The sequence below is a fragment of the Rhizobium sp. 21-4511-3d genome (assembly GCF_053522545.1).
On the sequence record NZ_JBNWCF010000003.1, the window covers coordinates 1 to 26,214 of the forward strand.

Annotated in this window: 25 protein-coding genes and 1 pseudogene; 17 read left to right on the top strand and 9 right to left on the bottom strand. The window is 63.3% G+C overall.

Annotated features, from left to right (window positions below; translation table 11 throughout):
- Positions 1-215: 215 nt before the first annotated feature.
- Positions 216-1,103 (bottom strand): branched-chain amino acid aminotransferase, encoded by an 888-nt coding sequence (locus ACQZ5H_RS08440; protein WP_449097328.1) that lies wholly within the window; start codon positions 1,101-1,103, stop codon positions 216-218.
- Positions 1,104-1,335: 232 nt separating this feature from the next.
- On the opposite strand from ACQZ5H_RS08440, the gene ACQZ5H_RS08445 reads away from it, so the two are divergent.
- Positions 1,336-2,376 (top strand): zinc-dependent alcohol dehydrogenase family protein, encoded by a 1,041-nt coding sequence (locus ACQZ5H_RS08445; protein WP_449097329.1) that lies wholly within the window; start codon positions 1,336-1,338, stop codon positions 2,374-2,376.
- A 140-nt stretch (positions 2,377-2,516) separates the two neighbouring features.
- Positions 2,517-3,584: a patatin-like phospholipase family protein gene (locus tag ACQZ5H_RS08450; protein WP_449097330.1), complete on the top strand. Its 1,068-nt coding sequence runs from the start codon at positions 2,517-2,519 to the stop codon at positions 3,582-3,584.
- Here ACQZ5H_RS08450 and ACQZ5H_RS08455 read toward each other — a convergent pair.
- Positions 3,581-4,465: a LysR family transcriptional regulator gene (locus ACQZ5H_RS08455; protein ID WP_449097331.1), complete on the bottom strand. Its 885-nt coding sequence runs from the start codon at positions 4,463-4,465 to the stop codon at positions 3,581-3,583. The genes ACQZ5H_RS08450 and ACQZ5H_RS08455 overlap by 4 nt on opposite strands.
- A gap of 77 nt (positions 4,466-4,542) precedes the next feature.
- Here ACQZ5H_RS08455 and ACQZ5H_RS08460 point away from each other — a divergent pair, with 77 nt between their 5' ends.
- The 5 genes from ACQZ5H_RS08460 (at position 4,543) to ACQZ5H_RS08480 (ending at position 7,223) form a co-directional block, all read left to right on the top strand.
- Complete coding sequence (locus tag ACQZ5H_RS08460) at positions 4,543-5,169, top strand: cysteine hydrolase family protein (RefSeq protein WP_449097332.1); 627 nt, start codon at positions 4,543-4,545, stop codon at positions 5,167-5,169.
- A 37-nt stretch (positions 5,170-5,206) separates the two neighbouring features.
- Positions 5,207-5,656 (top strand): cupin domain-containing protein, encoded by a 450-nt coding sequence (locus ACQZ5H_RS08465; RefSeq protein WP_449097333.1) that lies wholly within the window; start codon positions 5,207-5,209, stop codon positions 5,654-5,656.
- 169 nt (positions 5,657-5,825) lie between these two features.
- Positions 5,826-6,596 carry a trans-aconitate 2-methyltransferase gene (tam, locus tag ACQZ5H_RS08470; protein ID WP_449097334.1) on the top strand — a complete coding sequence of 257 codons (771 nt, stop codon included), beginning with the start codon at positions 5,826-5,828 and terminating at the stop codon, positions 6,594-6,596.
- A 61-nt stretch (positions 6,597-6,657) separates the two neighbouring features.
- Positions 6,658-6,939, top strand: a complete 282-nt coding sequence (locus ACQZ5H_RS08475) for a hypothetical protein (RefSeq protein ID WP_449097335.1) — start codon at positions 6,658-6,660, stop codon at positions 6,937-6,939.
- Positions 6,936-7,223, top strand: a complete 288-nt coding sequence (locus ACQZ5H_RS08480; protein WP_449097336.1) for a type II toxin-antitoxin system RelE/ParE family toxin — start codon at positions 6,936-6,938, stop codon at positions 7,221-7,223. The genes ACQZ5H_RS08475 and ACQZ5H_RS08480 overlap by 4 nt, the downstream gene beginning before the upstream one ends.
- Positions 7,224-7,227: 4 nt before the next feature.
- Here the strand turns inward: ACQZ5H_RS08480 and ACQZ5H_RS08485 are convergent, their stop codons facing one another.
- Complete coding sequence (locus ACQZ5H_RS08485; RefSeq protein ID WP_449097337.1) at positions 7,228-7,701, bottom strand: VOC family protein; 474 nt, start codon at positions 7,699-7,701, stop codon at positions 7,228-7,230.
- A gap of 176 nt (positions 7,702-7,877) precedes the next feature.
- Here ACQZ5H_RS08485 and ACQZ5H_RS08490 point away from each other — a divergent pair, with 176 nt between their 5' ends.
- The 4 genes from ACQZ5H_RS08490 to ACQZ5H_RS08505 all read left to right on the top strand — a co-directional run bounded on the left by ACQZ5H_RS08490 (position 7,878) and on the right by ACQZ5H_RS08505 (position 12,171).
- Positions 7,878-8,519 (top strand): HD domain-containing protein, encoded by a 642-nt coding sequence (locus tag ACQZ5H_RS08490; protein WP_449097338.1) that lies wholly within the window; start codon positions 7,878-7,880, stop codon positions 8,517-8,519.
- Positions 8,520-8,615: 96 nt separating this feature from the next.
- Positions 8,616-10,112: a glucose-6-phosphate dehydrogenase gene (zwf, locus tag ACQZ5H_RS08495; protein WP_449097339.1), complete on the top strand. Its 1,497-nt coding sequence runs from the start codon at positions 8,616-8,618 to the stop codon at positions 10,110-10,112.
- Between the two features lie 173 nt (positions 10,113-10,285).
- Positions 10,286-10,849, top strand: coding sequence for a putative glycolipid-binding domain-containing protein (locus ACQZ5H_RS08500; RefSeq protein WP_449097340.1), 564 nt, complete (start codon positions 10,286-10,288; stop codon positions 10,847-10,849).
- Positions 10,850-10,974: 125 nt separating this feature from the next.
- Positions 10,975-12,171 (top strand): hypothetical protein, encoded by a 1,197-nt coding sequence (locus tag ACQZ5H_RS08505; RefSeq protein ID WP_449097341.1) that lies wholly within the window; start codon positions 10,975-10,977, stop codon positions 12,169-12,171.
- 360 nt (positions 12,172-12,531) lie between these two features.
- Here the strand turns inward: ACQZ5H_RS08505 and ACQZ5H_RS08510 are convergent, their stop codons facing one another.
- On the bottom strand, positions 12,532-13,419 hold the full coding sequence (locus ACQZ5H_RS08510; protein ID WP_449097342.1) for a hypothetical protein: 888 nt from the start codon (positions 13,417-13,419) through the stop codon (positions 12,532-12,534).
- Between the two features lie 239 nt (positions 13,420-13,658).
- Here ACQZ5H_RS08510 and ACQZ5H_RS08515 point away from each other — a divergent pair, with 239 nt between their 5' ends.
- Positions 13,659-14,684 (top strand): DUF4886 domain-containing protein, encoded by a 1,026-nt coding sequence (locus ACQZ5H_RS08515; RefSeq protein WP_449097343.1) that lies wholly within the window; start codon positions 13,659-13,661, stop codon positions 14,682-14,684.
- Positions 14,685-14,817: 133 nt separating this feature from the next.
- Complete coding sequence (locus tag ACQZ5H_RS08520) at positions 14,818-15,981, top strand: acyltransferase family protein (RefSeq protein WP_449097344.1); 1,164 nt, start codon at positions 14,818-14,820, stop codon at positions 15,979-15,981.
- Positions 15,982-16,018: 37 nt separating this feature from the next.
- On the opposite strand, the pseudogene ACQZ5H_RS08525 reads toward ACQZ5H_RS08520, so the two are convergent.
- A pseudogene (locus ACQZ5H_RS08525) lies at positions 16,019-16,911 on the bottom strand (LysR family transcriptional regulator).
- Between the two features lie 99 nt (positions 16,912-17,010).
- Between ACQZ5H_RS08525 and ACQZ5H_RS08530 the strand changes: the two are divergent.
- On the top strand, positions 17,011-18,426 hold the full coding sequence (locus ACQZ5H_RS08530) for an aldehyde dehydrogenase family protein (RefSeq protein WP_449097345.1): 1,416 nt from the start codon (positions 17,011-17,013) through the stop codon (positions 18,424-18,426).
- A gap of 65 nt (positions 18,427-18,491) precedes the next feature.
- Here ACQZ5H_RS08530 and ACQZ5H_RS08535 read toward each other — a convergent pair whose 3' ends face one another.
- Positions 18,492-18,788, bottom strand: coding sequence for a hypothetical protein (locus tag ACQZ5H_RS08535; RefSeq protein WP_449097346.1), 297 nt, complete (start codon positions 18,786-18,788; stop codon positions 18,492-18,494).
- Positions 18,789-19,122: 334 nt separating this feature from the next.
- On the bottom strand, positions 19,123-19,515 hold the full coding sequence (locus tag ACQZ5H_RS08540) for a hypothetical protein (RefSeq protein WP_449097347.1): 393 nt from the start codon (positions 19,513-19,515) through the stop codon (positions 19,123-19,125).
- A 223-nt stretch (positions 19,516-19,738) separates the two neighbouring features.
- Between ACQZ5H_RS08540 and ACQZ5H_RS08545 the strand changes: the two genes are divergently transcribed.
- Positions 19,739-21,295, top strand: a complete 1,557-nt coding sequence (locus ACQZ5H_RS08545) for a helicase HerA-like C-terminal domain-containing protein (RefSeq protein ID WP_112714959.1) — start codon at positions 19,739-19,741, stop codon at positions 21,293-21,295.
- 300 nt (positions 21,296-21,595) lie between these two features.
- On the opposite strand, the gene ACQZ5H_RS08550 is transcribed toward ACQZ5H_RS08545, so the two are convergent.
- Positions 21,596-21,898 (bottom strand): alkylphosphonate utilization protein, encoded by a 303-nt coding sequence (locus ACQZ5H_RS08550; protein ID WP_449097348.1) that lies wholly within the window; start codon positions 21,896-21,898, stop codon positions 21,596-21,598.
- 403 nt (positions 21,899-22,301) lie between these two features.
- Between ACQZ5H_RS08550 and ACQZ5H_RS08555 the strand changes: the two genes are divergently transcribed.
- On the top strand, positions 22,302-23,834 hold the full coding sequence (locus tag ACQZ5H_RS08555) for an ABC-F family ATP-binding cassette domain-containing protein (RefSeq protein WP_449097349.1): 1,533 nt from the start codon (positions 22,302-22,304) through the stop codon (positions 23,832-23,834).
- Positions 23,835-23,881: 47 nt separating this feature from the next.
- On the opposite strand, the gene ACQZ5H_RS08560 is transcribed toward ACQZ5H_RS08555, so the two are convergent.
- Positions 23,882-25,687, bottom strand: coding sequence for a chloride channel protein (locus ACQZ5H_RS08560; protein ID WP_449097350.1), 1,806 nt, complete (start codon positions 25,685-25,687; stop codon positions 23,882-23,884).
- 86 nt (positions 25,688-25,773) lie between these two features.
- Between ACQZ5H_RS08560 and ACQZ5H_RS08565 the strand changes: the two genes are divergently transcribed.
- Complete coding sequence (locus ACQZ5H_RS08565) at positions 25,774-26,214, top strand: MarR family transcriptional regulator (protein ID WP_449097351.1); 441 nt, start codon at positions 25,774-25,776, stop codon at positions 26,212-26,214.

A 26,214-nucleotide genomic window follows, 5' to 3' on the forward strand; every position in this document is an offset into this window, starting at 1 on the left:
CTCCCGCGGGCTTGGTGTCCCAGAGGGGCCTCGGTCTCTCGCTCGCCACCGCGATAGGCATTACAGCCTCGATAGCGGATAAAGGGAAGTTACAAGGGGATGTAGGCGCGCGACGCGAAACGGTATTCCCTTCTCCCCGCGGGGAGAAGGTGGCCCATAGGGCCGGATGAGGGGGCCGCGGGCGCCTACCTAGCGATTGCGACCGCACCGCCAGCTCACTCCCCGCTTGCCGTCCGTCCATAAGCCCAGTTCATGTAAAGCTCGAGCGCCTTGCGGGTGACCGGGCCTTCCTGGAAGTCGCGGCCATCGAGACGATTCACGCCGACGACCTTGGAGTAGTTGCCGGAGGTGAAGATCTCGTCGGCACCCATGAAGTCTTCGACGGAGAGCGTTGCCTCGCGCACGTCGAAACCGGCCTGGCGCAACAGGCCCATGACGCGGGCGCGGGTGATGCCTGCGAGGAAGGTGCGGTTGGCGACCGGGGTGAAGACCACGCCATCCTTGACCATGAAGACATTCGAGGATGCCGTTTCGACGACGTTGCCGTTGGTGTCGCGCATCAGCGCATTGTCGAAGCCGCGCGCGCGGGCCTCGGCGATGGCGCGGCCGGAATTCGGGTAGAGCGAGCCGGCCTTGGCATCGGTCATCGCCGTCTCGGGCGTCGGGCGGCGGAAGGGCGAGACGGTCAGCGACGAGCCGCCATGGCCGCCCATCGGCGCTTCGAACAGACAGAGGACGAAACGGGTCGATTCCGGATCGGCGGTGACGACGCTAAAGGGGGCGCCGTGTTCTGCCCAGTACATCGGCTTGATGTAGATCGGCGTCTTGCCGTCGAACTTCTTGATGCCTTCCCAGGCCAGCGCCTCGATCTCCTCCGACGTCTTGGTCGGCTTCAGGCCCATGTTGAGCGCCGAGCGGTTGATGCGCTGGCAGTGCTGGTCGAGATCTGGGGCGATACCATCGAACCAGCGGGCGCCGTCGAAGACGGTGGAGGCGAGCCACATCGCATGCGAGGTCGGGCCGATCAGCGGCGGATTGCCGGAAAGCCACTCGCCATCGACATAGGTCCATGTGGTCGAGCGGGGCGCTGTGTTGACGGCCATTTTTCTTCTCCTCAAACAAGTTGCAGCAGCAAAATCCTTCCCCGTTGGCGGGGTCAAGGAGAAACTGGCGCGCCAAAACCGGACGCAAGAAAATGACGCGGGCGCATCGCAAGTCGCAACAATCCATCGCCGCGCTTCACGCGGATGCGATGGGTCTATCAGCAAAAATGATGGAATCCTGTCGCGTCCGCGTGCGATGATACGGACGGAATCGCAGACGAAGGAGAGCCCGATGAAAGCCATGTTTTACGACGCCTTCGGCAAGACGCCGGAGATCCGAACCGTGGCCGATCCCTCGCCTTCGGAAGACGGCGTCGTCATCGCCGTCGGCGCCACCGGGCTCTGCCGCAGCGACTGGCACGGCTGGATGGGCCACGACCCCGACATCCGCCTGCCGCATGTGCCGGGCCACGAGCTTGCCGGCAAGGTGGTGGCGACCGGCAAGGGCGTGATGCGCTTCAAGGTCGGCGATCGCGTCACCGTGCCCTTCGTTTCCGGCTGCGGCCATTGCGGCGAGTGCCATTCCGGCAACCAGCAGGTCTGCCCCAACCAGTTCCAGCCGGGCTTCACCCATTGGGGCTCGTTCGCCGAATATGTGGCGATCGATTATGCCGAGACCAATCTCGTGCATCTGCCCGAGGAGATCGACGATGCGACCGCGGCGAGCCTCGGCTGCCGCTTCGCCACCTCGTTCCGCGCCGTGGCCGACCAGGCGCGCACCGGCCCCGGTGAGTGGATCGCCATCCACGGCTGCGGCGGCGTTGGCCTGTCGGCGATCATGATCGCCGCGGCACTCGGCGCCAATCCTGTTGCCATCGACATCTCGGACGAGAAGCTCGCCTTTGCCCGCGAATGCGGCGCGGTGGCGACGATCAATGCGGCGACCGTCGGCGACGTGCCGGAAGCGGTGCGCGAGATCACCAAGGGTGGTGCGCATGTCTCGATCGATGCGCTCGGCCATCCCGTCACCTGCTTCAACTCGATCAAGAATCTGCGCCGCCGCGGGCGCCATGTGCAGATCGGCCTGATGCTCGGCGACCACTCGACGCCGCAGATCCCGATGGCGCAGGTCATCGGCCACGAGCTGGAGATCTACGGCAGCCACGGCATGCAGGCCTGGCGCTACGACGCGATGCTCTCCATGCTTTCGGCCGGCAAGATCGCGCCGCAGAAGCTAATCGGCAAGCGCATCAGTCTCGAAGAGGGAGTCCCGGCGCTGGTGGCGATGGAGCGCTCCGAAGGGCTCGGCATCAGCGTCATCACCCAATTCTGATTGGCCTCTTGGAGCGTTCGGGATCGGGACAGTCGAGGCGCAATCGTTAACTATTTATTGGTGTATTTAGTCGAATTGCAATTTATAATACATGAGGCATAATCCCGCTCGCCCGGAATGACTCCGGCGTGGAGGGGACCATGACAGTTCGATTCATCCTGTCGATCGATGGCGGCGGCATTCGCGGCCTCATTCCAGCAATCATCATCGAGGAGCTCGCCAGGCGCCTGAAGGGACCGGCGATGCACGAGGTTTTTGACCTGATCGGCGGCACCTCGACCGGCGGCATCATCGCTGCCGGGCTCACCTGCCCGAACCCGAAGAACAAGAAGATCGCCGCCTGCACGCCCGCCGATCTCGTCAAGCTCTATGCCGACGAAGGCAAGGATATCTTCTACTCGAAACTGATCTCGCGGATCATTAATATCGGCGGCTGGCAGGAAGAACGCTACAGCGCGACGACGCTGGAAGAAAAGCTGCAGGCGCGGCTCGGCGCCAACACGCTGATCGCCGACGGGCTGACGAAGGTGCTGATCACCGCCTACGACATCCACCAGCGCGAAGCGGTGTTCATGACCAATTGCGATATGGAGAATGCCAAATTCCGCTTCTGGGAAGCGGCACGCGGTTCTTCTGCGGCACCCACCTATTTCGAGCCGGCGCTGGTCGAGAACCTGGCAAAGCCCGCCGGCGACGAGCAGCGGAAGGTCCCGCTGATCGATGGCGGCGTCTTCGCCAACGATCCGGTTCTCGCCGCCTATGTCGAGGCCCGCAAGCTCTGGCAGGCGGCGAGCGACGGTTTCGTCGTGCTCTCGCTCGGCACCGGGCGGCAGAACCGCAAAATCCCCTATCAGCAGGCCAAGGATTGGGGCGCCTTTGGCTGGATCAACCCGCAGAACGGCACGCCGCTGATCTCCGTGCTGATGCAGGGACAGGCGAGCACGGCGGCCTATCAGGCAAACAAGCTGCTGAACCCGAAGGGCGCCAAGCTGAACGCCGAGGGCTCCACCGACATGAGCTTTGCAAAGCCTGAAACGCTCGCCTATTTCCGCATCGACGGGAGGCTGCAGGGCGCCAATGACGATCTCGACGATGCCAGCGCCACCAATATCGAGCAGTTGCGGACCGTGGCCGAGCGGCTCATCGCCGACAACGGCGCCGTGCTGGACGCGGTGGTGAGCCGGATCAAGGCGGAGAAGAAGATCTAGAGGGTCTCCATACCCGCGAACAGCGCCGAGAGACGCTCCCAGATGGCGCTGACCCTCGGCACATCCCTGAGGCCGGGTGGCGCGAGCATCCAGAGTTCGCGGTCAGGCATGACGGCACCGAAATCGATCTCGACGAGCGAGGGATATTGCCGTGCCTGGAACCGCTGGAGCATGGCAATGCCCATGCCGCCCGCGGCGGCGACGGCTTGGGTGATGGCGCTGCCGGAACGCACCGAATAGGGATGGCGCGCATGGTGGGTCTCCAGCCAGCGGGCTTCGGCGATCAGTAGGTCGCTGTCGAGATCGAATCCGATCAACGGCGCGGCTTCGCCATTCTTCCAGCGCGCGGCCACCGCCTCGCTGGCGTAGAAGCCGTGGGTGATGGTGGCGACGCGCTTGCCGTTGAGATCGCTATCCGCAGGGCGGCCGAGCCGCAGCGCGATATCGGCCTCGCGATGGGCAAGACTATGGACGCGGACATCGGTCAGGATCTCAAGCTCGATGCCTGGAAGCCCATCAAGGATTTCGCCAAGATGGGGCGCCAGAAGCAGATCGGCAACCGAGCGGATGGTCGTCAGCCGCACGCGCCCGCTCGGCCCCTCCGGCGACACGAGCCGATCGCGGATGACGGAGACCGCGGTCGCCATCGACGTCGTCTCCGCCGATATCGACTGCCCCTGCACGGTCAGGACATATCCATCCGGACGGCGCTCGAAGAGCTGGACGCCGAGCGTCATTTCCAGCGCCGATATCCGGCGGGCAACGGTGGCATGATTGACCTTGAGCGCGCGGGCCGCTGCCGACAGGCTGCCATGGCGGGCGAGCGCCGCAAAGAAGCGCAGGTCTTCCCAGTCGATATCTGTGCGTTTCTGCTCAGCCATTGCGCTGAAATAGCGAATATTCGCTCATGATGGAAGCCGCTAGTCCTACGCTGCCAACCGAAACAGGAGATAGATCCATGGCTCCCCTCACCCTTCTTCAGCGCAGCGGCGCCACCGCCGAAGCCGCCGACTGGCAGAAAGCCGTCATCGTCGTGATCGACGCACAGAACGACTATGTCGATGGAAGCCTGCCGCTCACCGGCGTTGAAGCGGCCGTCGCCGAAATCCGCAGCCTGCTCGATCTCGCGCGCGAAGACGGCGTTCCCGTCGTTCATGTCATCCATAAGTCGGGAGCGGGAAGCTGGCTCTTTGACCCCGGCTCGCACGGCGCTGAAATCATTGCGGCGCTGGCGCCCGTCAACGGCGAACGCGTGGTCGAAAAGACGCTGCCAAATGCCTTTGCCGGAACGGACCTCCATGCCGTGCTGACCGGCATAGTCAAGGAAACCGGCAGAAACGAACTTGTGCTCACCGGATTCATGACCCACATGTGCGTCGGCGCCACGGCGCGCGCGGCACTCGATCTCGGCTTCAAGTCGACGGTCATCGCCTCGGCCACCGCGACACGCGATCTGCCCGACCCGCTGGGCGGCGTGATCCCGGCCGAGACGGTCCAGAGGACGGCGCTTGCCGAGATCGCCGATCGCTTCGCGACGGTAGCACGCGACATCTCGGCCGTTGCCAAACGCGTCGCGAAGGTCTAACGGGCGTGCCGTAAGAAAAAGAATGAAAGGGACGTTAATGTCCAACTCCAGTGTTAAGACTTTGGCGCAGACGGGCGCGAAGGTCTATTTCGTGGCCGGCGACCGCATCGAGCGGCAAGTCCGGCTGCAGGGCTCCTGGCTGAGCATCGTCGACGTCACCGTTCCGGCCGGCGGCAGCGCCACGCCCGAGGTGATCGACAGCCCGCAGGTGCTGCGCATCATCGCGGGACGCCTGTCGATCTGGCGGATGGCCGATGGACGGCGCGAAGAAATCGCCGCACTCGCCGGCGATATCGTTTCGATCGGCGCGCATCAGGCCTATGGCTATGCCAACCCCGATAGCGCCGAGGCGGTGTTTTCCGCCACCATCGACAGCGCCAGCGGCGAGGCTCTGGTCACCGCAGGCGAGGCACCCGCATTGCCCGGCCCGATCCAGCGGATCGGGACTGCCGCAAACAGCGACGGCACAACCATCCGTGCCGCATAAACCCTTGAAAAGGCGCCTCATTGCAGGCGCCTTTTTCATTCCAGTTACCGGGCAGTTCACCTGGATGTCATCAGGCAGCGCATATGAGCCCCGGTGATTTGCTGATAGAGAAGAGCCGCGGCGCGCCAGCCGGCGATCCGCAGAGAGAAAGCCAAGCAGGAGGTTCCCCATGGCATGGTCTGCCAGCCAATACGTCAAATTCGAGGATGAACGGACGCGCCCGGCGCGCGATCTTCTGGCGCAGGTGCCGCTTGCGTCCGTCAAGAACGCAATCGACCTCGGCTGCGGACCCGGCAATTCGACGGAGCTGATCATCGACCGCTACGGCGTCGAGAATGTTTCCGGTCTCGACAGCGACGACAACATGCTGGAAGCCGCCCGCAAGCGCCTGCCGCAGACGCGCTTCGACAAGGGCGATCTCTCGGCCTGGCAGCCCTCCGGGCAACCCGACCTGCTGTTTGCCAACGCCGTCTTCCAGTGGTTGCCCAATCACCTCGACATCTTCGAGCGCCTGATCGATGGCCTGGCGCCGGGCGGCGTGCTCGCGGTGCAGATGCCCGATAACCTCGGAGAGCCGACGCATCTTGCGATGGAAGAAACCGCCCATGCCGGGCCGTGGAAGGCCAATTTCGAGAAGAAGAGCGTACGCCGCACCCCGCTGCCGCCGGCATCGACCTATTACAGCCGCCTCTCCCCCAAGGCTGCCCGCGTCGATATCTGGCACACGATCTACAACCACCCGATGGCTGATGCCGCCGCGATCGTCGAATGGCTGAAGGGCACCGGCCTCATGCCCTATCTCGCGCAGGCGGGTGAGGAGCATCGGGAGGCGTTCCTGGCAGATTACCTCGCGCGTATCGAAAAGGCCCATCCGAAAATGGTCGATGGCCGTGTGCTGCTGCGCTTCCCGCGGATTTTCATGGTGGCGGTGAAGGCTTAGGGCCCCGCTTGCCCGGCGGCTGGTGTGAGCTATACTCGAAACCGGCCGCCAGGAGACTTCGATGGCAAAGCGCAGCGCATTTCAATTCGAACTCGATATTGACCTCTCCGACGCATTTCTGAACGCCGCGAAATCCGCCCAGCGCGAGCCGGAGGAGCTGATCGCCGAGTTGGTGCAGGAGTTCGTGGACCAGCAGGGCGACGCCGCCAGCTATGCAGATTTCCTGCAGAAAAAGGTCGATCGTGCACGGAAATCGGTAGCCGCCGGCGAGGGCCGGCCATCCTCCGAGGTGGAGGCGCTGTTCAGCGACATGCGCAAGGCAATTCAAAAAGCCGCGCGATGAGAATCCTCTGGACGCCGCAGGCCGAGCTCGACCGCCTGACGATCTTCCAGCACCTGGCCGCCGAAAATATCGACGCCGCCATCTCGATCGACGAACGGTTTGCCGAAGCAATTGCGCGCCTGACGGACTTTCCACGTTCCGGGAGGCCCGGCCTCATCGAGGGTACGCGGGAGCTCATTCCGCATCGCAGCTACCGCATCATCTATGAAATCGCGGAAAACGCTGTCTGGATTCTCGCGCTTGTCCACACCTCCCGGCAGTGGCCGCCCGAGGCGGAGGAATAGCACCCTACCCCCGCCGTGCCGCCTCGATCTTGGCGATGTCGATCTTCTGCATCGTCATCATCGCATCGAAGGCGCGCTTGGCTTCCGCGGGGTTTGCCTTCAGCGCTTCGCTCAGCGCCCGCGGCGTGATCTGCCACGACAGGCCCCATTTATCCTTGCACCAGCCGCAATCGCTTTCCTTGCCGCCATTGCCGACGATGGCGTTCCAGTAGCGGTCGGTTTCTTCCTGGTTTTCGGTGGCAATCTGGAAGGAGAAGGCCTCGCTGTGCTTGAAGGCCGGGCCGCCGTTGAGGCCGATGCAGTCGATGCCGGCGACAGTGAACTCGACGACCAGGACATCGCCCTCCTTGCCATCCGGATAATTGCCCGGCGCCCGGACCACAGCGGTCACGGCACTGTCGGGAAAGGTCGCCGCATAGAAGCCGGCAGCCTCCTCGGCATCTCCGTTATACCAGAGGCAGATGGTGTTCTTGGCCATGATGCGTTTTCTCCCATTCGCTTGCCATTGCCTCAAGACATAAGGGCCGTCTTGAATTTCTCCAGTCCGGATGCGGCTTCAGGCGACGATGGCGATATGGCGCTCGCACGGCTTCGGTGATAGGCCGGTGGCCTCGCCCGCCCGCAGCATCCCGCCTGCAGCCCAAGGAGTTCGACATGCCCAGCCCCACCGCCGATCATCTGGAAAGCTTTCTCGGCAATCGCCGCCTCAGCCAGCAGATTGCCTTCATCCTCGAAGTCGAGAAGCTGAAGACGGTGCTGCGCCGAACGCTGCTTCTCGATCGCTCGCGGGTCGAGAACGATGCCGAGCACACCTGGCAGCTGGCGCTGATGGCGATGGTGCTTTCGGAGCACTCGCGCGAGAAGGTCGAGCTCGTCCGCGTTCTGAAGATGCTGCTGATCCACGATATCGTCGAGATCGATGCCGGCGATACCTTCGCCTACGACACCGTACTTGCCGCCAGCCAGGCGGAGCGCGAATTGAAGGCCGCCGAGCGGATCTTCGCGCTGCTGCCGGAAGATCAGGCGAGAGAATTCCGGGCGCTCTGGGATGAGTTCGAGGCGAAGGCTTCGGCCGAATCCCGCTTTGCCAATGCCATGGACCGGCTGCAGCCGCTGCTGCACAATTTCTTCACCGAGGGCGGCACCTGGAGCGCGGGCGGGATAACGGCGGCAAATGTCGAGCGCCGCATGCAGCCGATCGGCATGGCCTCCGATACGCTCGGCGATCTCAGCGCCCAGCTGATCGCGCTTGCCGTCGAGCAGGGCATTCTTGCCCCGGCGCCACAGGAGGCCTGAGCCGATCGGCGGGTGGCGGCGTCTGCGTCACGCCGCCCGCTTGCCCGCGCCGCGCCGCCGCTTATATTCGCTTGACCAGCCAAGGAGCGAGACGCCATGACCGATGCCGTGCCCACCCCGCCCGCAACGCTTGTCATCTTCGGCGCCACGGGCGACCTGACGCGGCGCCTGCTCATCCCCGCGATCATCAACCTGACGCGAAGCGGCCTTGTCGGCGACGACTTGCACATTCTCGGCATCGGCATCGACCAGGGCGATGACGAGATGCTGCGGGGCAAGCTCGACGACTTTCTCGCAGGCCTCGGCGGCGACCAGCCGCTCTCCAAGGACGAGGCATGGCTGAGGCTGCGCAAGCGCATCTCCTATCTCGCAGGCGATTTCACCAAGGACGAGATCTATGGCGAGATCGGCAAGCGGCTCAATGGCAACGCCGCCTTCTATCTCGCCGTGCCGCCGCGCTTCTTCGGCGAGATCGTCGAGCGTCTGGCGGCCAACAAGCTGACCACGGAAGGCGAGAACTGCTTCCGGCGCATTGCCATCGAAAAACCCTTCGGCACCGATCTCGCCTCGGCAAAGGCGCTGAACGCGCAGATCCTCTCCAAGGTGGCGGAGAGCCAGGTTTACCGGCTCGACCATTTCCTCGGAAAGGAAACGGTGCAGAACCTGATGACGGCGCGCTTTGCCAACATGATGATCGAGGCGCTGTGGAACAACCGCTATATCGACAACGTGCAGATCACCGCCGCCGAGATCGTCGATGTCGGCTCGCGCGGCGCCTTCTACGACGCGACCGGCGCGCTGCGCGACATGGTGCCGAACCACCTCTTCCAGCTGCTGGCGATGATCGCCATGGAGCCGCCGAACAGCTTTGACGCCGAGGCGATCCGCAACGAGAAGAGCAAGGTTTTGAAGGCGCTGCGCGTCTATACGCCGGAGGAGGCGAAGACCCATGGCGTGCGCGGCGTCTATACCGCGGGCAAGCTCAACGGCGCCGATATCACCGCCTATCACGACACGCCGCAAGTGGCGCCCGGCAGCAAGACCGAGACCTTCGTGGCCCTGAAGCTCTATGCCGATACCTGGCGCTGGGCCGGCGTGCCCTTCTATCTCAGGACCGGCAAGGCGATGACGGCGCGCGATACCGAGATCGTCGTCACCTTCCAGCCGGTGCCCTTCGCGCAGTTCCGCGAGACCGAGGTCAACCGCCGCCTGCCGCCGAACCGGCTGATCATCCAGGTACAGCCGGACGAGGGCATGAGCATGGAAATCTCCATCAAGTCCCCCGGCCTTTCCGTCGATACCGTGCCGGTGTCGCTCGATTTCCGCTACGCCGACCAGTTCGATATCGGCAAGATGACCGGCTACGAGTCGCTGATCTACGACCTGATGATCGGCGACCAGACGCTGTTCCAGCGCGCCGACGGCATCGAGGCCGGCTGGGCCGCCGTCCAGCCCTTTCTCGATCTCTGGGCCAAGGAAGGCGAGCCGGAAGCCTATGCGCCGGGCACGATGGGCCCGGCCTGCGCCGACGAGCTCATCGAGCGCGACAACCGCCACTGGCACGATATCGGCGCGATCGCCAAGAAGACGTAACCGCCCGGTTCAAGCCACGCGGCAGAAATGCTAGGTTTCCTCAGGACCAGTCGACAGTCCGCGCATGGCTGAATGTCGATCGGTCCAAAACCAAAAAGGCCCGGAGCCCGGCTGACGCCCCCTTTGCCCGCCTCCGCATTGCGCGCACGCGCGTTAAAAAGGGAGGCATTCGCATGCAGACTTCAGTTCTGTTCTGGCGCCGCACCGATATCGAAGGGTTCGAGCGCCTGACGCTCAGCGTCGGCGCCGAAAGCGTGACGGCATCATCGACCGTTCTCTGTCTCGAAGACGGCGGTTTCCGCCTCGACCACCACTGGCGGCTCGACGGCGGCTGGAGCGCGCAATCGGTCACCGTCGAGCGCTGGAACGGCCGCGACCACAGGAAGCTGACGCTGGAGCGCGTGCCCAGCGGCTGGGAAGTCGACGGCCTGCCCCGCCCCGATCTCGACGGCGCCGACGAACCCGACCTCTCCGTCACCCCCTTCTGCAACACCTTCCCGATCCGCCGCACGCCGGAAACAGCAGGCGCCACCCTCCCCCTCGACACCGCCTTCATCGACGGCCCGGCCATGACAGTGACCCGCTCGAAGCAGCGCTACGACCGGCAGGGGCCGGGGCGCGTGCGCTATGTCGATCTCGGGTTATCGATTGGCTTCGAGGCCGATCTCAGGGTGGATGAGCGGGGGCTGGTGATGTTTTATGAGCATTTGTTTGAAAGGGTGGCTCCTCCCGCCTGATGGCCAGATGTTGCCATTTCGTTCCGGTCCCGCTTTTATAGGCGGCAATGCGCCGATTCGGGAGATGGATTTGTGATCGGGATGACGAGTGGAGCAGGCCAGACACCGGCAGGGCGGCCTGCATCGTGAAAGCCTATCTCGCCATTCTCGCCATGCCCGCAGCCCGCTGGTCCTATATCGCCGCCCTCGTCGCGCGGCTGCCGATCGCCATGGTGCCGCTCAGCCTGCTGATCCTCGTCGAGGCAGCGACAGGCTCCTACGCGCAGGGCGGCCTCGTCTCCGGCGCCTTTGCGCTCGGCAGCGCCTTGTCCGTGCCCTTCTGGGGACGGGCTCTTGATAGAGGCTCCCACCGGCGCGTTATAGCGGGAACGTCGCTCACCTCGGCTGCCTTCCTCGGCCTTGCGCTGATCGGCACCGCGCAGCAATGGAGCCTGCCCGCCATCGCGGGATTATCGCTCGGCGTCGGCCTGTTCTTTCCGCCGATCACCCCGGCGATGCGCGTCGCCTGGCGGCGTCTGGTCCCTGACGGTTCCGGCCTGTTGGCGCCAGCCTATGCACTCGACGCGGTAGCAGTTGAAACGCTGTTCGTCCTTGGACCGCTGGTGGTCGGCGGCCTCTATGGCGGCGGCCCGACGCTTCCTGTGATCGCCACCTGCATCCTGCTTGCGGCCGGTGGCGTGGGTTATGCCGCCTCTCCGGCGGGACGCGTCAGCGGCGAGACGGACGGCCGATCGGCAGGCGACGCTCCCGGCGCCATCGTTCTGCAGCCGGGTATCCTGCTTGTCGCAATCATCGCAGCCACCATGGCGGTCGGCTTCGGCCAGATGGACGTCGCGCTGACTTCCGCGGCGCAGGCGATCTCCACCCATGGCCTGATGCTCGGCCTGATGTTTGCCGCGGTCGCCATCGGCAGCATTGGCGGCGGCCTGTTCTTCGGCGCAAGGGAATGGCGCTTTTCCGCCTATCGCCTGCTTGTCGCATCGCTCGGCGGCTTCGGCCTCGGACTCGCCGCCGCCGGCCTCGGCCTATGGCTGGCACTCCCGCCGCTTCTGTTGCTGCCCATTCTGACACTTGCCGGGCTCTTCATCTCCCCTGGCCTGCTCGTCATGCAGCAAATGATCGATCAGATACTGCCGCCCGGACGGACATCGGAGGGCCAGGCGCTACTCAATGCAATGCTGACGGCGGGCGGAGCGGCAGGGATGGCGCTCGGCGGCTTGTGGGCGGATGCCGGACCACCGATGCTGGTGTTTTTCGCGGCCGCGGGGACGCTTTTGGTTGGGGCGGGGTTGGCTGGTGGGCGGCTGGGTCGGCCTTGGTAGACTCACTGCGGTAGTAACCCGTATCGCCGCAAGGCGGCTTGAGCGCCGTTGACATACCGACCACGTTCGTGGTGATTCAGCGCTTGACACCGCCAACTCGAAGTAGAACGTTTAGAGAACAACGCTTTGACGTTTTCTAAATACGTTTCGCCCTAAAGTCGTCTCGATCCGTCCTTTACAACAGCTTGAAACATGAGACCCGGCTTACCAATTGGCACAAGCATGAACCGAAAGCGCCGTACCGGGCCGTTTCGTCCCGACGTTGTCGTCCTATTTATTGTGACGGTGATCGGCTTGGAAATATTTTCACATCTTGTGTCCCGGCCTCTAGCCTGGGGCCTTGGCATTGTTGTGCTTGCTTTAATCGGTGTCGTGTTCTGGCGCCGCTCTTAAGTCTAGAGAACCTTGCGCGCTGGCCGGCGTGATTTCCATTACCTCATCGACGATACGTTCCTTAATCTGCCACACGCCCTCCTTGCGCTCCTCCTTCACAGTCAGGACGACTTTCATTCTAATGCCGTCGGCCATCGGCACCCGTTCGCGACCAGAAGGTACCCGATCGAGGAACGGTTGATCCTTGATTGGCGCGCCGAATTCAAGCTTTCCTGAGCGAAACTTCCACTTTCTAGAACTGCCTTGCACAAGCACCGGGCTAACCAAGGTCAATACTTGTACCGTCGTCTCGCTTCGCTCCCCCATCTTTTCCGATTCCTCAACGACTCGACCGCGGCGCTGGAACTCAGATCGAGGAACTATTTGTGCCGGACGGCGATCGTGCTTCTGCGACACACCAACGCCCTTAACCGCTTCGTCTCGCTGCAGCTCTTGATAGATTTTGCCCACCTGCTTTTCGGCAACCTTTGATTCAACGATTCGCATCACTGCTTCCGCAAGCTGGTGAACCTCTTCCTTTGACATACTCTGGTGAATCTCAGGTTCTTCAAGAAAATGATCGAGCACCTTCTGATAGGTGTACGAGGCTGTATCCGCTACGAAAAACGCTGCGATTCCCCACGCGATTGATCTTAACCGCGCTTCATCTAGCTTTGCCGCCTTGATGATTGAGTTGAGTGATAAACTGCCCTCCGTGCCGCTCTCAAGTTCGACTCGAACTATGGCGAACGGATCAATCGAAAACGCGATATCTTTCAAAGCTGCGTCGAAAGCCAAAGCAGCGCGTGCCGCTGTTGCTAGATCGACTTTCATTCCATCTTTCAGATCAAGATAAAGACTGACTTCCTGCTGCATTTCGCCCCCTCAAAAGACACCTAAAGGTAGTCTTGGCATCTAAATTTATAGTTGATTAACAGTGCGAGATGCAACACGCTTCCCGCTCGCTCTGGCGATGCGTTTAGATGTCCCCTAACCATTTCGACGAGTGCGCGGATCGGTCGGCTGGCGGCAAGATTTTTGGGCCAATATTCGTTTAGATAGGAGAGCCTTGAGCCTTCGCGCGCGGCGCGCAGGATGAGTCGCTTCCGTCGAGAATGAGCTGGCAGGCAAAGTTTGAGCGCCGTCCACCAATGAAGCGTTCCGGGCGCCCAAAACCCCCAGCACTAAAAAACCGCCTCGTTTATTCAACTTATCCTTTACATATCGATGGTTACCTCATGCGGGATTGCCACGATTGTGTGAGGCCGCAGTTGTTTAAATTCGCCCGGGCAGGTGTTCTGTCAGCGATTTTGATCGGATCGCTCCTGTATTTGCCGCCGTTTAACGGCTACGTGCGCGATACCGTGGACTTCTTCGACAAGAGGCCGCGCGAGACCGCGCTGTTTATCGGCAACAGCCGGACGTTCTATCACAACATGCCCGGCATGGTGCGCTCGATCGCCGACTCTGCCGGCTATCCCAACAAGCTGCATGTCGTCATGGACGCCGAACCCGGCGTGAGTCTCGAAACGCATATGGACGACCCGAATACGCAGGCTTTGCTGGCGCAGCGCTGGGACCATGTGGTCCTGCAGGTCCTGAGCAGCGACCAGTACAGCGCCGAGCGCGCCGGCCGGACATGGGAGGTCGCCGCCGATCTGATCCGCGAAGCGCAGGCGAAAGGGTCCACGCCCGCGATGTTCGTGACCTGGCGCTACACCGATCAGTGCAAGGACAATCAAGGCATGCCGAAATCGGCAGCCGGCGTATCGCCTTCGGGCTATGCCAACATGCACCGCAACATCCAGGAACAGCATGCGCGCCTGGCCGCATTGACCGGGGTCGACCTCGTCAACGTCGGCCTTGTCTGGGAAGACCTGCAGAGCCGTCCGCAATCCTTCACCCTCTATGACGACTGCAACCATCCGTCGATCTATGGCAGCTATCTCTCGGCGCTGATGTTCTACGGCTATTTCTCGAAACGCGAGGTGGCGGATGTCACCTTCAAGCCGCGTGAAATTTCACCTGAAGATGCCAGGATGCTGCGATCGGTCGTTTCCCGGTATTTCAAGGATAAGGCAATCGCCACGCCTCCATCTGCCGATCTCGGCAGAGGGGATGGGACGTCCGGACCGGGCTGAACACCGGCTCCATGCGGGTTTTCCGGCGGCAATAAAGATTGCCGTTCGCGAACAGCTAATGCAACCAGAGAAGAAAAATTAACGTCCGTTAAACAATCTTATGATTGTATTGCCTTGGTTGGGGCAAAACATCATGACGGACATCAAATTGAGCGGGCGGCGCCACGATCTCGATGCGCTGCGCGTTTTATGCTTCGGTACACTTATTATCTATCATACGAGCCTCGCATACGGCACGCGAACATGGCTTCTCAACGCAAGTGACGGTAGCCGTCTTGTCGATCTTATTGCGGCGGGTTCCCATCCGTGGCGGATGAGCCTGCTTTTCTTCATCTCGGGTCTCGTCACGCAGTCGCTGCTGCGCAACAGGTCGATCCGCGAGATTCGCACGGCGCGAACGCGGCAATTGCTCCTGCCGTTCGTGCTGGGCGTCTTGCTGATCGTCCCCCCGCAACTCTATCTATCGCAGCACAATCCCTTTCCCGGCCTGTCTTACTGGGAATTCTGGAAGGCGTACGTCGTGTCCGGGCTGAGGTTCGAACACCTGTGGTTCCTGGCCTATCTCTGGATCTACATGTTCCTGTGGTCGCTGCTCTGGCCATGCGTCCAGCGATTTTTGCCGAACCTACCGTCCGCCTTCGCAAATCAGCTCCGGGGCGCGAAGCTGCTGCTGATCCCGATCATCTTCCTTTCCGTCCTCAGGGTCTGGCTCTACCCGATCTTCGGCGAGACTCTGGTGATCAGCACCGACGTCTACGCGCATCTCGTCTATTTCCCGATGTTCCTGGCGGGCTCGCTGCTAATGAACGAGCCGTCCTTCTGGCGTGAAGTGGACCGGCAACGATGGGTGAGCGGCGGCCTTGCCATCCTCTCCTTTCTCATCATCGCAACAGTCGTTCTTGCCGTTCCGCAGGACTATCGGCCGGATAGCCTCGTCATCCCGATGCGGATCGTCAGATCGATCTTACAATGGTGCGCCATGCTCGCGCTGCTGGGATTTGCGGCCAGGATCGCCAACCGCCCGAACCCGGTGATCAGCTTCCTGAACAGGTCGATGATGACCTATTATGTGGTCCACCAGACGATCATCATTATCGTTGCCTATTACATCGCGAAGTTGGGCATGCTGAATATCAGCTCTTTCATCCCCGTGATGCTGATCACCGCGATCGGCTGTGGCGTGATCGGCGAGGCGCAGAAGCTGGCAATGAGATGTCTTCCCGTTGTGATCTCAAGATTGGCCGCATTGGTGAGAGTGCCCACCAAGCTATCGCCGCCGGGCGCGGCGCTGGACTAGGTGGCTGAGGCCACGGCGCTCGCCCCGCCGTTGCCCCTCAATCCCACCGCATCTCCCTCACCACCTCCACAAACGCCCTCAGCTTCGCCGGAATATGCCGCCTGCCGGGATAGTAGAGGCACAGGCCGGGATAGGGGCCGTCCAGTCCTCGAGCACGCGGATCAGGCGGCCGGCGGCCAAATCTTCGACAAGCTGCCATTCGCTGAGATACGCGAGCCCCGCGCCTTCGCGGGCGGCGCGCAGGATGAGGTCGCTTTCGTCGAGGATGAGATTGCCAGGCACATCCATGGTGAAGGCATCGCCGCGCCTTTCGAATTCCCAGCGGTAGATGGTGCCGCTGGCCATGCGGGCGCGGATGCAGCGATGACTTTCGAGGTCGGCCGGTGTTTTCGGTTGCGGGCGGGTGCTGAAATAGGCGGGCGAGCCGACGATGGCGGGGCGGATAAGGCGGTTGATCGGCACCGAGATCATATCAGGGGGCACGGCTTCGAGAATGCGGATGCCGGCGTCGAAGCCCTGGGCGTTGATATCGACCAGCGCCCCCTCGGTGACGATCTCCAGCTGCATGCGGGGATAGCGCCGCAGATATTCCAGCGCCAGCGGCGCCAGCACCATGCGGGCGGCGCCAACCGAGGTGTTGATGCGCAGCGGGCCTGATGGTTCCGAGCGGTGCTCGTCGGTAAGATCGATGGCGTTGCGGATGGCCGTCAGCGCCGGGGCGATCTCAGCGACGAACTGTTCGCCCGCCGATGAGAGCGTGACGCTGCGGGTCGTGCGGTTGAAGAGGCGTACGCCGAGCCGGGCCTCGAGCGCGGCGATCTGCTGGCTGAGCGCCGAGGAGGATATCCCGAGCTCGCGGGCGGCGGCGCGGAAGCCGCCCTTTGCCGCCACCGTCACCACCGCTTCCAGCTCCGCCAGCGTGCCGCGCATCATTGTCCGGATTTCCTTATCAGCTCGTCCTTTATTCGACAGCTTATCAGAGCAATCGGCCGATGCCAGATAGGGCGTATCGCAGACAGGAGAAAAGCGATGCGCAACATCACCGAGATCTATATCGACGGCGCCTTCGTGACGCCGCATGGCGAGGAGATCGCCGAGCTCTTCAACCCCTCGACCGAGGAGAAGATCGGCACCGTCCGGCTTGGCGACCGCGAAGACGCGCAAGCGGCGATTGCCGCCGCCAAGCGGGCCTTCCCGGCCTTTTCGCGCACCAGCAAGGTGGAGCGGATCGACATGCTGCAGCGGCTGGCGGCAGCCGTTTCGGCCCGCGCCGAGGAGATGACGGCGGCGATGGCCGAAGAATATGGAGCGCCGCAATATTTCACCGGCTTCTCCGTCCCCTACGCCGCTTCCGCCTTCCTGAAGATGGCCGAAGTGCTGGAGACCTATGATTTCACCCGCGTGATCGGCCGCGCTGAGGTGACCATGCAGCCGCTCGGCGTCGTCGCGGCGATCACCCCGTGGAACAGCAATTACGGCTTCATCTGCGCCAAGCTCGCCACGGCGCTCGCTGCCGGCTGCACCGTGGTCATCAAGCCGAGCGAGATGAGCGCCATTCAGACGCAGCTGATTACCGAGTGCCTGCACGAGGCGGGGCTGCCGAAGGGCGTGTTCAACATCGTCAACGGCCGCGGCGATGTCGTCGGCGCCGAGTTCAGCACGCACCCCGATATCGCCAAGGTGAGCTTCACCGGTTCCACCGCCGTCGGCAAGCAGATCCTGCGATCCGGCGCCGAGACACTTAAGCGGGTGACGCTGGAGCTCGGCGGCAAGGGGCCGAACATCATTCTCGACGATGCCGATCTCGACAGCGCGATCCCGACCGTGCTGATGATGGGGCTCGCCAATAGCGGCCAGGCCTGCATCGCCGGAACGCGCATCCTCGCACCCGAAAGCCGGATGGCCGAGATCCTGCCGCGGCTGAAAGCCGGGGCCGAAGCGATCAAGATAGGTGATCCCAGTGACCCTGAGGTCAAGGTCGGGCCGATGGTGAGCCAGAAGCAGTATGACCGGGTTCAATCCTATATCCGCCTCGGCGAAGAGGAAGGGGCCGAGCTGCTGGCCGGCGGTCCCGGCAGGCCGGAGGGGCTGGAGCGCGGCTGGTTCGTGCGCCCGACGATCTTTGCCAATGTCCATAACGGCATGCGCATCGCCCGCGAAGAGATTTTCGGGCCGGTTCTCTCGGTCATTCCCTACAGGGACGAGGAAGACGCCATCCGGATCGCCAACGACACGAGCTACGGCCTGCAGGCCTATGTCCATTCCAGCGATCCGGGCCGCGCCAAACGCGTTGCCGAACAAATGGAATCCGGCCGCGTCGTCATCAACGGCGCGCCGCATGAACCCCTGGCACCCTTCGGCGGCTTCAAGCAGTCGGGGATCGGGCGCGAGTTCGGGGTTTTCGGGCTGGAGGCGTTTCTGGAGCCGCGGGCGATCTTGGCGTAGCGCAAAATACCTATCCCCGCCCGCAACACTGCGGGCGGCCGGTTGGGATTTGGGTAGGCCAGCGCCTAGTTGGTGCGATCCGGGCAGGCGGCGTTGACGGTGCCGTCACCACGCGTCGCGTGGGTGTTCTCGCGCTCGCACGGCGCCTGCCAATGCGACGGCCGGACGATGGTGATCGTGCCGGTTTCGATCGGGTCGAGCGGGATTTCCAGGCCGCTCTGCTGGGCGTCATATTCCGGCGACGTGCCGGGAGGCGGGCTGCCGTCGAAACGGCCGTTGGTATCGACGCCCATGCTCGACTGAGCGAAGGCCGGAGCTGCAATGAGAAGCACTATGGATGTCACTGAAATGAGCTTACGCATGATCGTTATCCTTCCGGTGTGATCATCGCGACGGAAACAGTGGAAACGGGCGTTTTGTTCCGCGGCGGCGGAGGGCCGGTTCGATCAAATTTGGGCGATTGGAAACGGGGGGTTAAGCGGTGGTTTGCGGTGGTGGGTTCTGGGACGGTGGGCGCTGAGGCTGGAGCCCCCTCATCCGCCATTCGGGCACCTTCTCCCCGCGGGGAGAAGGGACGCTGCCGCGCCCACTGATTTCGCCTTCTCCCCTTGGGATGAGGGGGCCGCTGGCATTCCGTTAGATACAAAAAAGCCCCGCGCGATGCGCGAGGCTTTCATCTTAAGAAATCAATTCAGCTCAGACGAACTGGCTGAGGCCCGGTACCGAGGCCACCACCTGGTCGACGATCTCGTCACCGGCATACTGCTTGGCTACGGCGATGGTTTCCTTGGCGAGCGCGGTGATCTCGCCCATGCCGAGGCCTTCGCTCATCAGCTGCTGTCCGAGGCCCATGATGCCGCCGCCGCCGAGCGCACTCATCAGGCCGCCGAGCAGGCCGCCGCCGCCGGCGCCCTCGCCGTTGAACTGGGCGACGAGATCGGCGCCGCCGGGAATCGCTTCGATCATCTTGGCCACCGGACCGTCATCGGCTTCGCGCTGCAGGAAACCGAGCATCATGCCGAGCGCCTTTTCGGCGAGGTCGGGCGCAATGCCTACGCGGTCGGCAATCTGGGTCACAACTTCATTCATCGTCAGCCTCCTGTTATTTGACGTTAACGTCAACGTTAATCGAACTTCTTCCGCAACTCAAGCGGCCTTCGACAGGACCGCGTATCGTCCAGAATTGCTTTTAATGCAAACAGTTGCTGCCATCACACTCCCTGCTTATAACAGGTACAAGATAGGAAAATGAATGCGGCTGATCTTCGCATTCCAGCTGTAGCGGCGGCCTTGGCCCACGGGAGATTTCGCAATGCTTGAAGACGGCAAGATTTTCATCGGCGCCAGCCGCAATCCTGATGATAGCATCAACAAACCGGAATATCTGGACCTGAAATTCGGCAATCGCCACGGCCTCGTCACCGGTGCGACCGGCACCGGCAAGACGGTGACGCTGCAGGTGCTGGCCGAGGGTTTTTCGAAGGCCGGCGTGCCCGTGTTCTGCGGCGACATCAAGGGCGACCTTTCGGGTATCGCCGCCAAAGGCGAAGCGAAGGATTTCCTGACCAAGCGCGCCGAACAGATCGGCTTTACCGATTACGAGTTCGACCAGTTTCCGGTCATCTTCTGGGATCTCTTCGGCGAGAAGGGCCATCGCGTGCGCACCACCATCGCCGAGATGGGACCGCTGCTTCTGGCGCGGCTGATGGATGCCTCCGAGCCGCAGGAAGGTGTCATCAACATCGCCTTCAAGATCGCCGACAAAGCCGGCCTGCCGCTGCTCGACCTCAAGGATTTCTCCTCGCTGCTGAACTACATGGCCGAGAACGCCACCGAGCTTTCCAACCAGTTCGGCCTGATCTCCAAGGCCTCGGTCGGCTCGATCCAGCGCGCCATGCTGGTGCTCGAACAGCAGGGTGCCGAGCATTTCTTCGGCGAACCGGCGCTGAAGATTTCCGACATCATGCGCACCGATAATCGCGGCTACGGCCAGATCTCGGTGCTGGCCGCCGACAAGCTGATGATGAACCCGCGGCTCTACGCCACCTTCCTGCTGTGGCTGCTCTCCGAACTCTTCGAGGAGCTGCCTGAAGTCGGCGACCCCGACAAGCCGAAGCTCGTGTTCTTCTTCGACGAGGCGCATCTGCTGTTCAACGACGCGCCGAAGGTTCTGACCGAGCGTGTCGAACAGGTCGTGCGCCTGATCCGCTCCAAGGGCGTCGGCGTCTATTTCGTGACGCAGAACCCGCTCGACGTGCCGGAAACCGTGCTCGCCCAGCTCGGCAACCGCGTGCAGCATGCGCTGCGCGCCTATTCGCCGCGCGAGCAGAAGGCGGTGAAGACCGCCGCCGATACGTTCCGCCCCAACCCGGCCTTCGATTGCGCCACCGTCATCACCACGCTTGGCACCGGCGAGGCGCTGGTTTCGACGCTGGAGGCCAAGGGCGCGCCGTCGATCGTCGAGCGCACGCTGATCCGCCCGCCGTCCGGCCGCGTCGGCCCGCTCACCGATGCCGAGCGCCAGCAGGTGATGGACCACAGCCCGGTTCTCGGCGTCTATGACGAAGACGTCGATCGCGAATCCGCCTTCGAAATCCTCGCCGCCCGCGCCAAGAAGGCGGCCGATTCCGAGGCCGCCAAGCAGGCGCAGGAGGCCCAGCCGACGGAAGCCGGGACGACCTCCGGCTGGAGCCTGCCGGGCTTCGGCGGCGGTGACGACGACAAGCAGAGCAGCCAGGGCCGCGGGCGTTCCTCGGGCTACCAGCGCGAGACGGTGGTGGAAGCGGCGATGAAGAGTGTCGCGCGGACGGTTGCGACGCAGGTCGGCCGGGCCCTGGTGCGGGGGATTTTGGGGAGTTTGAAGCGGTAGGGTTGCTGCTTCGAGGGGTTTACCCCCCTCTGCCCTGCCGGGCATCTCCCCCACAAGGGGGGAGATTGGCTGGAGCGGCCGCTCGCGACACTTTACCGTTGGGTAGTACGGCTCTCCCGCACTTCGTGGCACGGCAGACTTCTTTAAGCATATGAGTCATTCACCGCGCCGACGCGCGGTGGCTGGTTCCCGTGACAAGCACAGGAATGAGGGTGGTTGAGGCGGTGCCTCCAGCCAATCTCCCCCCTTGTGGGGGAGATGCCCGGCAGGGCAGAGGGGGGTGCCCCCGCCCAGCAAACCTCACCGCTTCCGAACAAACTCCGTCCGAAGCACCAGCCCCTTGATCGCATCATGGCGGCAGTCGATTTCCTCAGGATTATCCGTCAGCCGGATCGAGCGGATCACCGTGCCCTGCTTCAGCGTCTGGCCGGCGCCCTTGACCTTGAGGTCCTTGATCAGCGTCACGGAATCGCCGTCCTGAAGCACGTTGCCAGAAGCGTCGCGGACTTCTGCGGCGGCAGCGGCGGCGGCGGCCAGTTCGGGTGCCGGGCGCCATTCGCCTGTTGCTTCGTCGTAAACGTAATCGTCGTCACCGGCTGCCATCGGCCGCTCTCCTTGAAATGAATGTCAGTATGAGACCGGCGCTTACAGGAGCGGGACGGCGGCGGCAAGACCGCTGTGCCCGCAGCGTACAGTTGCGAAGCGGGCGGAGCGATGCTATTTCATTGGCGTGCGCTCAAAGAGAAAGGAGGGTCACGTGCAGAATTTCTATTTCCGGTATTACCGGCAGCGTGGCCCCGTCAACGCCCTGCGGATGCGTTTGCAGGGCTGACCAGAGACCGTTTCTCGAGACACCTCTTCCTGGTCTGCCCCTCGTGGCATGCAGCGCCCGAACCCGTGTGGTTTGCGGCTGCAATCATCTATACACCGCCGCTGACGCATTCATCGATGATGGCCTGATGCCCTCGATGAATTCGGCGCGCGGACCGACCAGAGAGTTTCTGACATGACCCTCATCAATATCCGCAATCTCGGCATCACCCTGTCGTCGCCGCTGTTTTCCAGGCTCAACCTCGCCGTCAATGCCGGCGACCGGATCGGTCTCGTGGCCGCCAACGGGCGGGGGAAATCCACCCTGTTCCGCTGCATGGCCGGCGCACTGGAGGCAACCGAGGGCGAGATCACCCGCGCCCGCGGGGCGACCGTCGGCTATGTCGAGCAGAATGTGCCCGCCCCGCTCCTTCCCCTCTCCTTCTACGAGGCGGTGCTCGATGCCCTGCCGCCGGAGCAGGCGGAGAGTGAAAGCTGGCGCGTCGATGTCGCGCTCGAAGGGCTGGAGGTGCCAGAGGAATTCCGCATTCGCGCGCTTTCGGCACTCAGCGGCGGCTGGCAGCGGCTGGCGATGCTGGCGCGTGTCGCGGTGACCGAGCCCGATGTGCTGATGCTGGACGAACCGACCAACCATCTCGATCTCGGCAAGATCGCCATGCTCGAGACCTGGCTCAATGCCCTGCCGCGCGACACGGCTGTCGTCATCGCCAGCCATGACCGCGCCTTCCTCGATGCCGTCAGCAACCGGACGCTGTTCCTGCGGCCCGAGAATTCGCAGCTCTTTGCGCTGCCCTATTCGCAGGCGCGCGCAGCGCTCGATGAGACGGACGCAGCCGATGCCAAGCGCTACGAGCGCGACATGAAGGCGGCCGATCAGCTGCGCAGGCAGGCGGCCAAGCTTCACAATATCGGCGTCAATTCCGGCAGCGACCTGCTGGTGGTCAAGACCAAGCAGCTGAAGCAGCGGGCGGAGAAGCTGGAGGACGCGGCAAAGCCGGCGCATCTGGAACGCTCGGCAGGCGCCATCAAGCTCGGCAATCGCGGCACCCATGCCAAGGTGCTCGTTACCCTCGATGATGCCGAGGTGCGCACACCGGATGGAACCATGCTGTTCAAGACGGGCAAGCAGTTCATCTGCCAGGGCGACCGGATCGTACTGCTTGGGGAGAATGGTGCGGGCAAGTCGCGCTTCATTGCCATGCTGCGCAAGGCCATCGGCAACCCCGAGGCCGCGCAGGATGGCATCAAGGCGACGCCGTCGCTGGTGCTCGGCTATGCCGATCAGGCGCTGGCCGATCTCAGGGATGCCGACACGCCGATGGAGACGGTCATCCGCCGCTTCGATGTCGGCGACCAGCGGGCACGCGCCCTGCTCGCCGGCGCGGGGATGACGATCGACATGCAGTCGAAGCCGGTCGCACGTCTCTCCGGCGGGCAGAAAGCGCGGCTCGGCATGCTGGTTCTGCGGCTGACGGAGCCGAACTTCTACCTGCTGGACGAGCCAACCAACCATCTCGACATCGACGGGCAGGAAGCGCTGGAGGGCGAGCTGATGGCGCATCAGGCAAGCTGCCTGCTCGTTTCCCACGACCGCAGCTTCGTGCGCGCCACCGGCAACCGCTTCTGGCAGATCGAGCGCAAGCGGCTGGTGGAGGTGGAGAGCCCGGAAGGGTTCTTTGCCGCGGCGGCGGCTGCAGGCGCGGGCTAGGCCTGGAAGACAGTCGCGGCCTCGGTGGCCGCGACTGGCTGATGGCTTCAGGACAGCGCCTTGGCGCTTCGCCCGAAATAGGGCTGGCGTTCGGTTTCGTTGGCCTGCAGGGAGTGGCGAAGCCGCAGCAGGTCCTTGCGGGCGACGAGACCGGCAAGCTGGCCGCTCTCGGGATCGACGATCGGAATACGGCCGGCGTCGGTCGCCAGCATCAGGTCGGCAACGTAGCCGACCGTGTCATCAGGATGAGCAAGCGGCAGGGAGGCATCGGAGACGAGATCGGCGAGCGGTTGATCGAGCTCCGCCCTCTCCTGCTGCCAGCGCAAGACATCGCCGCGCGACACCAACCCCTTGAGAATGCCGAGCTCATCGACAACGGGATAGACGCGATGGGTCTTCTCCTTCGTCGTGAAATGGCCGATCGCTTCGGCGACCGTCATGTCGGCCCGGAAGCTGTCGACGTCAGAGATCATGATGTCGCGGGCGCGGGAGAATTCGAAGGGATCGATGCCGTACTCGCGGGTGATGTGCTGGCCGCGGCGGGCGATCTTTTCGGTGAGGATCGAGCGGCGCAGCAGCAGCACGGTGACGGCATAGGCTGAAACCGTCGCAACCAGCAGCGGCAGCAGCGCCGAAACGTCGCCGGTCAGCTCGACCGCAAAGAAGGTGCCGGTCAGCGGCGCGCGCATCGTGCCGCCCATCATCGCGGCCATTCCGAGCAGCGCCCAGAAGCCGGGATCGCCGGGCAACACCAAGCCGACCAGCCAGCCGAGCGCGCCGCCGAAGATCAGCAGCGGCGCCAGCACGCCGCCTGACGTGCCTGACGACAGCGCCACGAGCCAGATCGCCGCCTTGACGAGAAGGACCGTCAGCACCGCCTGCGGCAGCATCTTGCTGTTCAGGAGACCGTCGATGATATCGTAACCGACGCCGAGGACGCGCGGCTCGATCAGGCCGCCGAGGCCGATGATCAGCCCGCCGAGCGCCGGGCACCACATCCAGTGAATCGGCAATGCCTCGAAGAGATCCTCGATCTTGTAGAGCAGCGTCGTCAGGATGCCCGACTGCAGGCCGGAGACGATGCCCATGCCGGCACAGAGCAGGATGCCCCACCAGGGCAGGTCCATGTGGAACTGCTTGGGGAAGAGAGCACCGGCCTCGAAAAGGAACGGGCGCCAGCAGATCGAGACGCAGGCGGCGACAGCAACGGGGATGAAGCTGCGCGGCTTCCATTCGAACAGCAGAAGCTCGACGGCGAGCATAATGGCGGCGATCGGCGAGCCGAAGATCGCCGTCATGCCGGCTGCGGCGCCGGCGACGAGGAGCGTCTTGCGCTCGGCGGAACTCAGATGGAAGCACTGGGCAAACAGCGAGCCGATGGCGCCGCCGGTCATGATGATCGGGCCTTCCGCGCCGAAGGGGCCGCCGGTTCCGATCGAGATTGCCGAGGAGACCGGCTTCAGGATCGCGACCTTGGGCGACATCCGGCTGCCGCCGATCAGGATCGCCTCGATCGCTTCGGGAATGCCGTGCCCTCTGATCTTCTCGGAGCCGAAGCGGGCCATCAGGCCGATGACGAGGCCGCCGAGAACCGGGATGGCGACCATCCAGAGCGAACGCGGCGCCTCAGCCAGCGATATCGCATGGATGCTGAAGCGGCCGAACCAGACGAGGTTGGTGACCAGCGAAATGAGACTGACCAGCACCCAGGCGGCAAAGGCGCCGCCGGTGCCGACGATCACCGCCATGCCGATGAGGGCGATGACGCGCTTGTCCGTGGTGAAATCTCCGGCCTCGCGCCGGGAAAGGCCGCCCATGAAATCATGCGGCCGGTGTTTGCTGTGTGGGGACATCGGGGTTCCTGTTGACAGGCTGGCAATGCCGGGCCAGATATATCGTATTACGATATAAATCAAGCCATGGTTTGAGGACGAGTGAGATGCCCGGAGAAAGCCTGTCAGAGATGGAATATGAGGCGCTTGCCAATCTGAGATACCGGATCCGCAAGTTCCGTCAGTTCAGCGCCGAAGCCGCAGATCGCCTCGGGCTGTCGCCGCAGGAGCATCAGGCGCTGCTCGCGATCAAGGGGCTCGGCATTGGTGGCGCGATGAGCGTTTCCAGCCTCGCGAAAAAGCTCTTCCTCACACCGGCAGCCGCGGCAGAACTGGCGGCGACGCTGCAGGCGCGTGGCCATGTGACTGTGCACATCAAGCCCAAACGCCGCTCGCATGTGCGATTGACAGATCAGGCAGAAGAGCTATTGCGTCGGCTGACACCTGCTCACCTCCACGAAATCCGCGAGATGGCGCCGGAACTGATGCAGGCACTACGCGCGCTGCAGGATCACCGGCGGATGGAGATGGCGGCATGGATGCAGTGA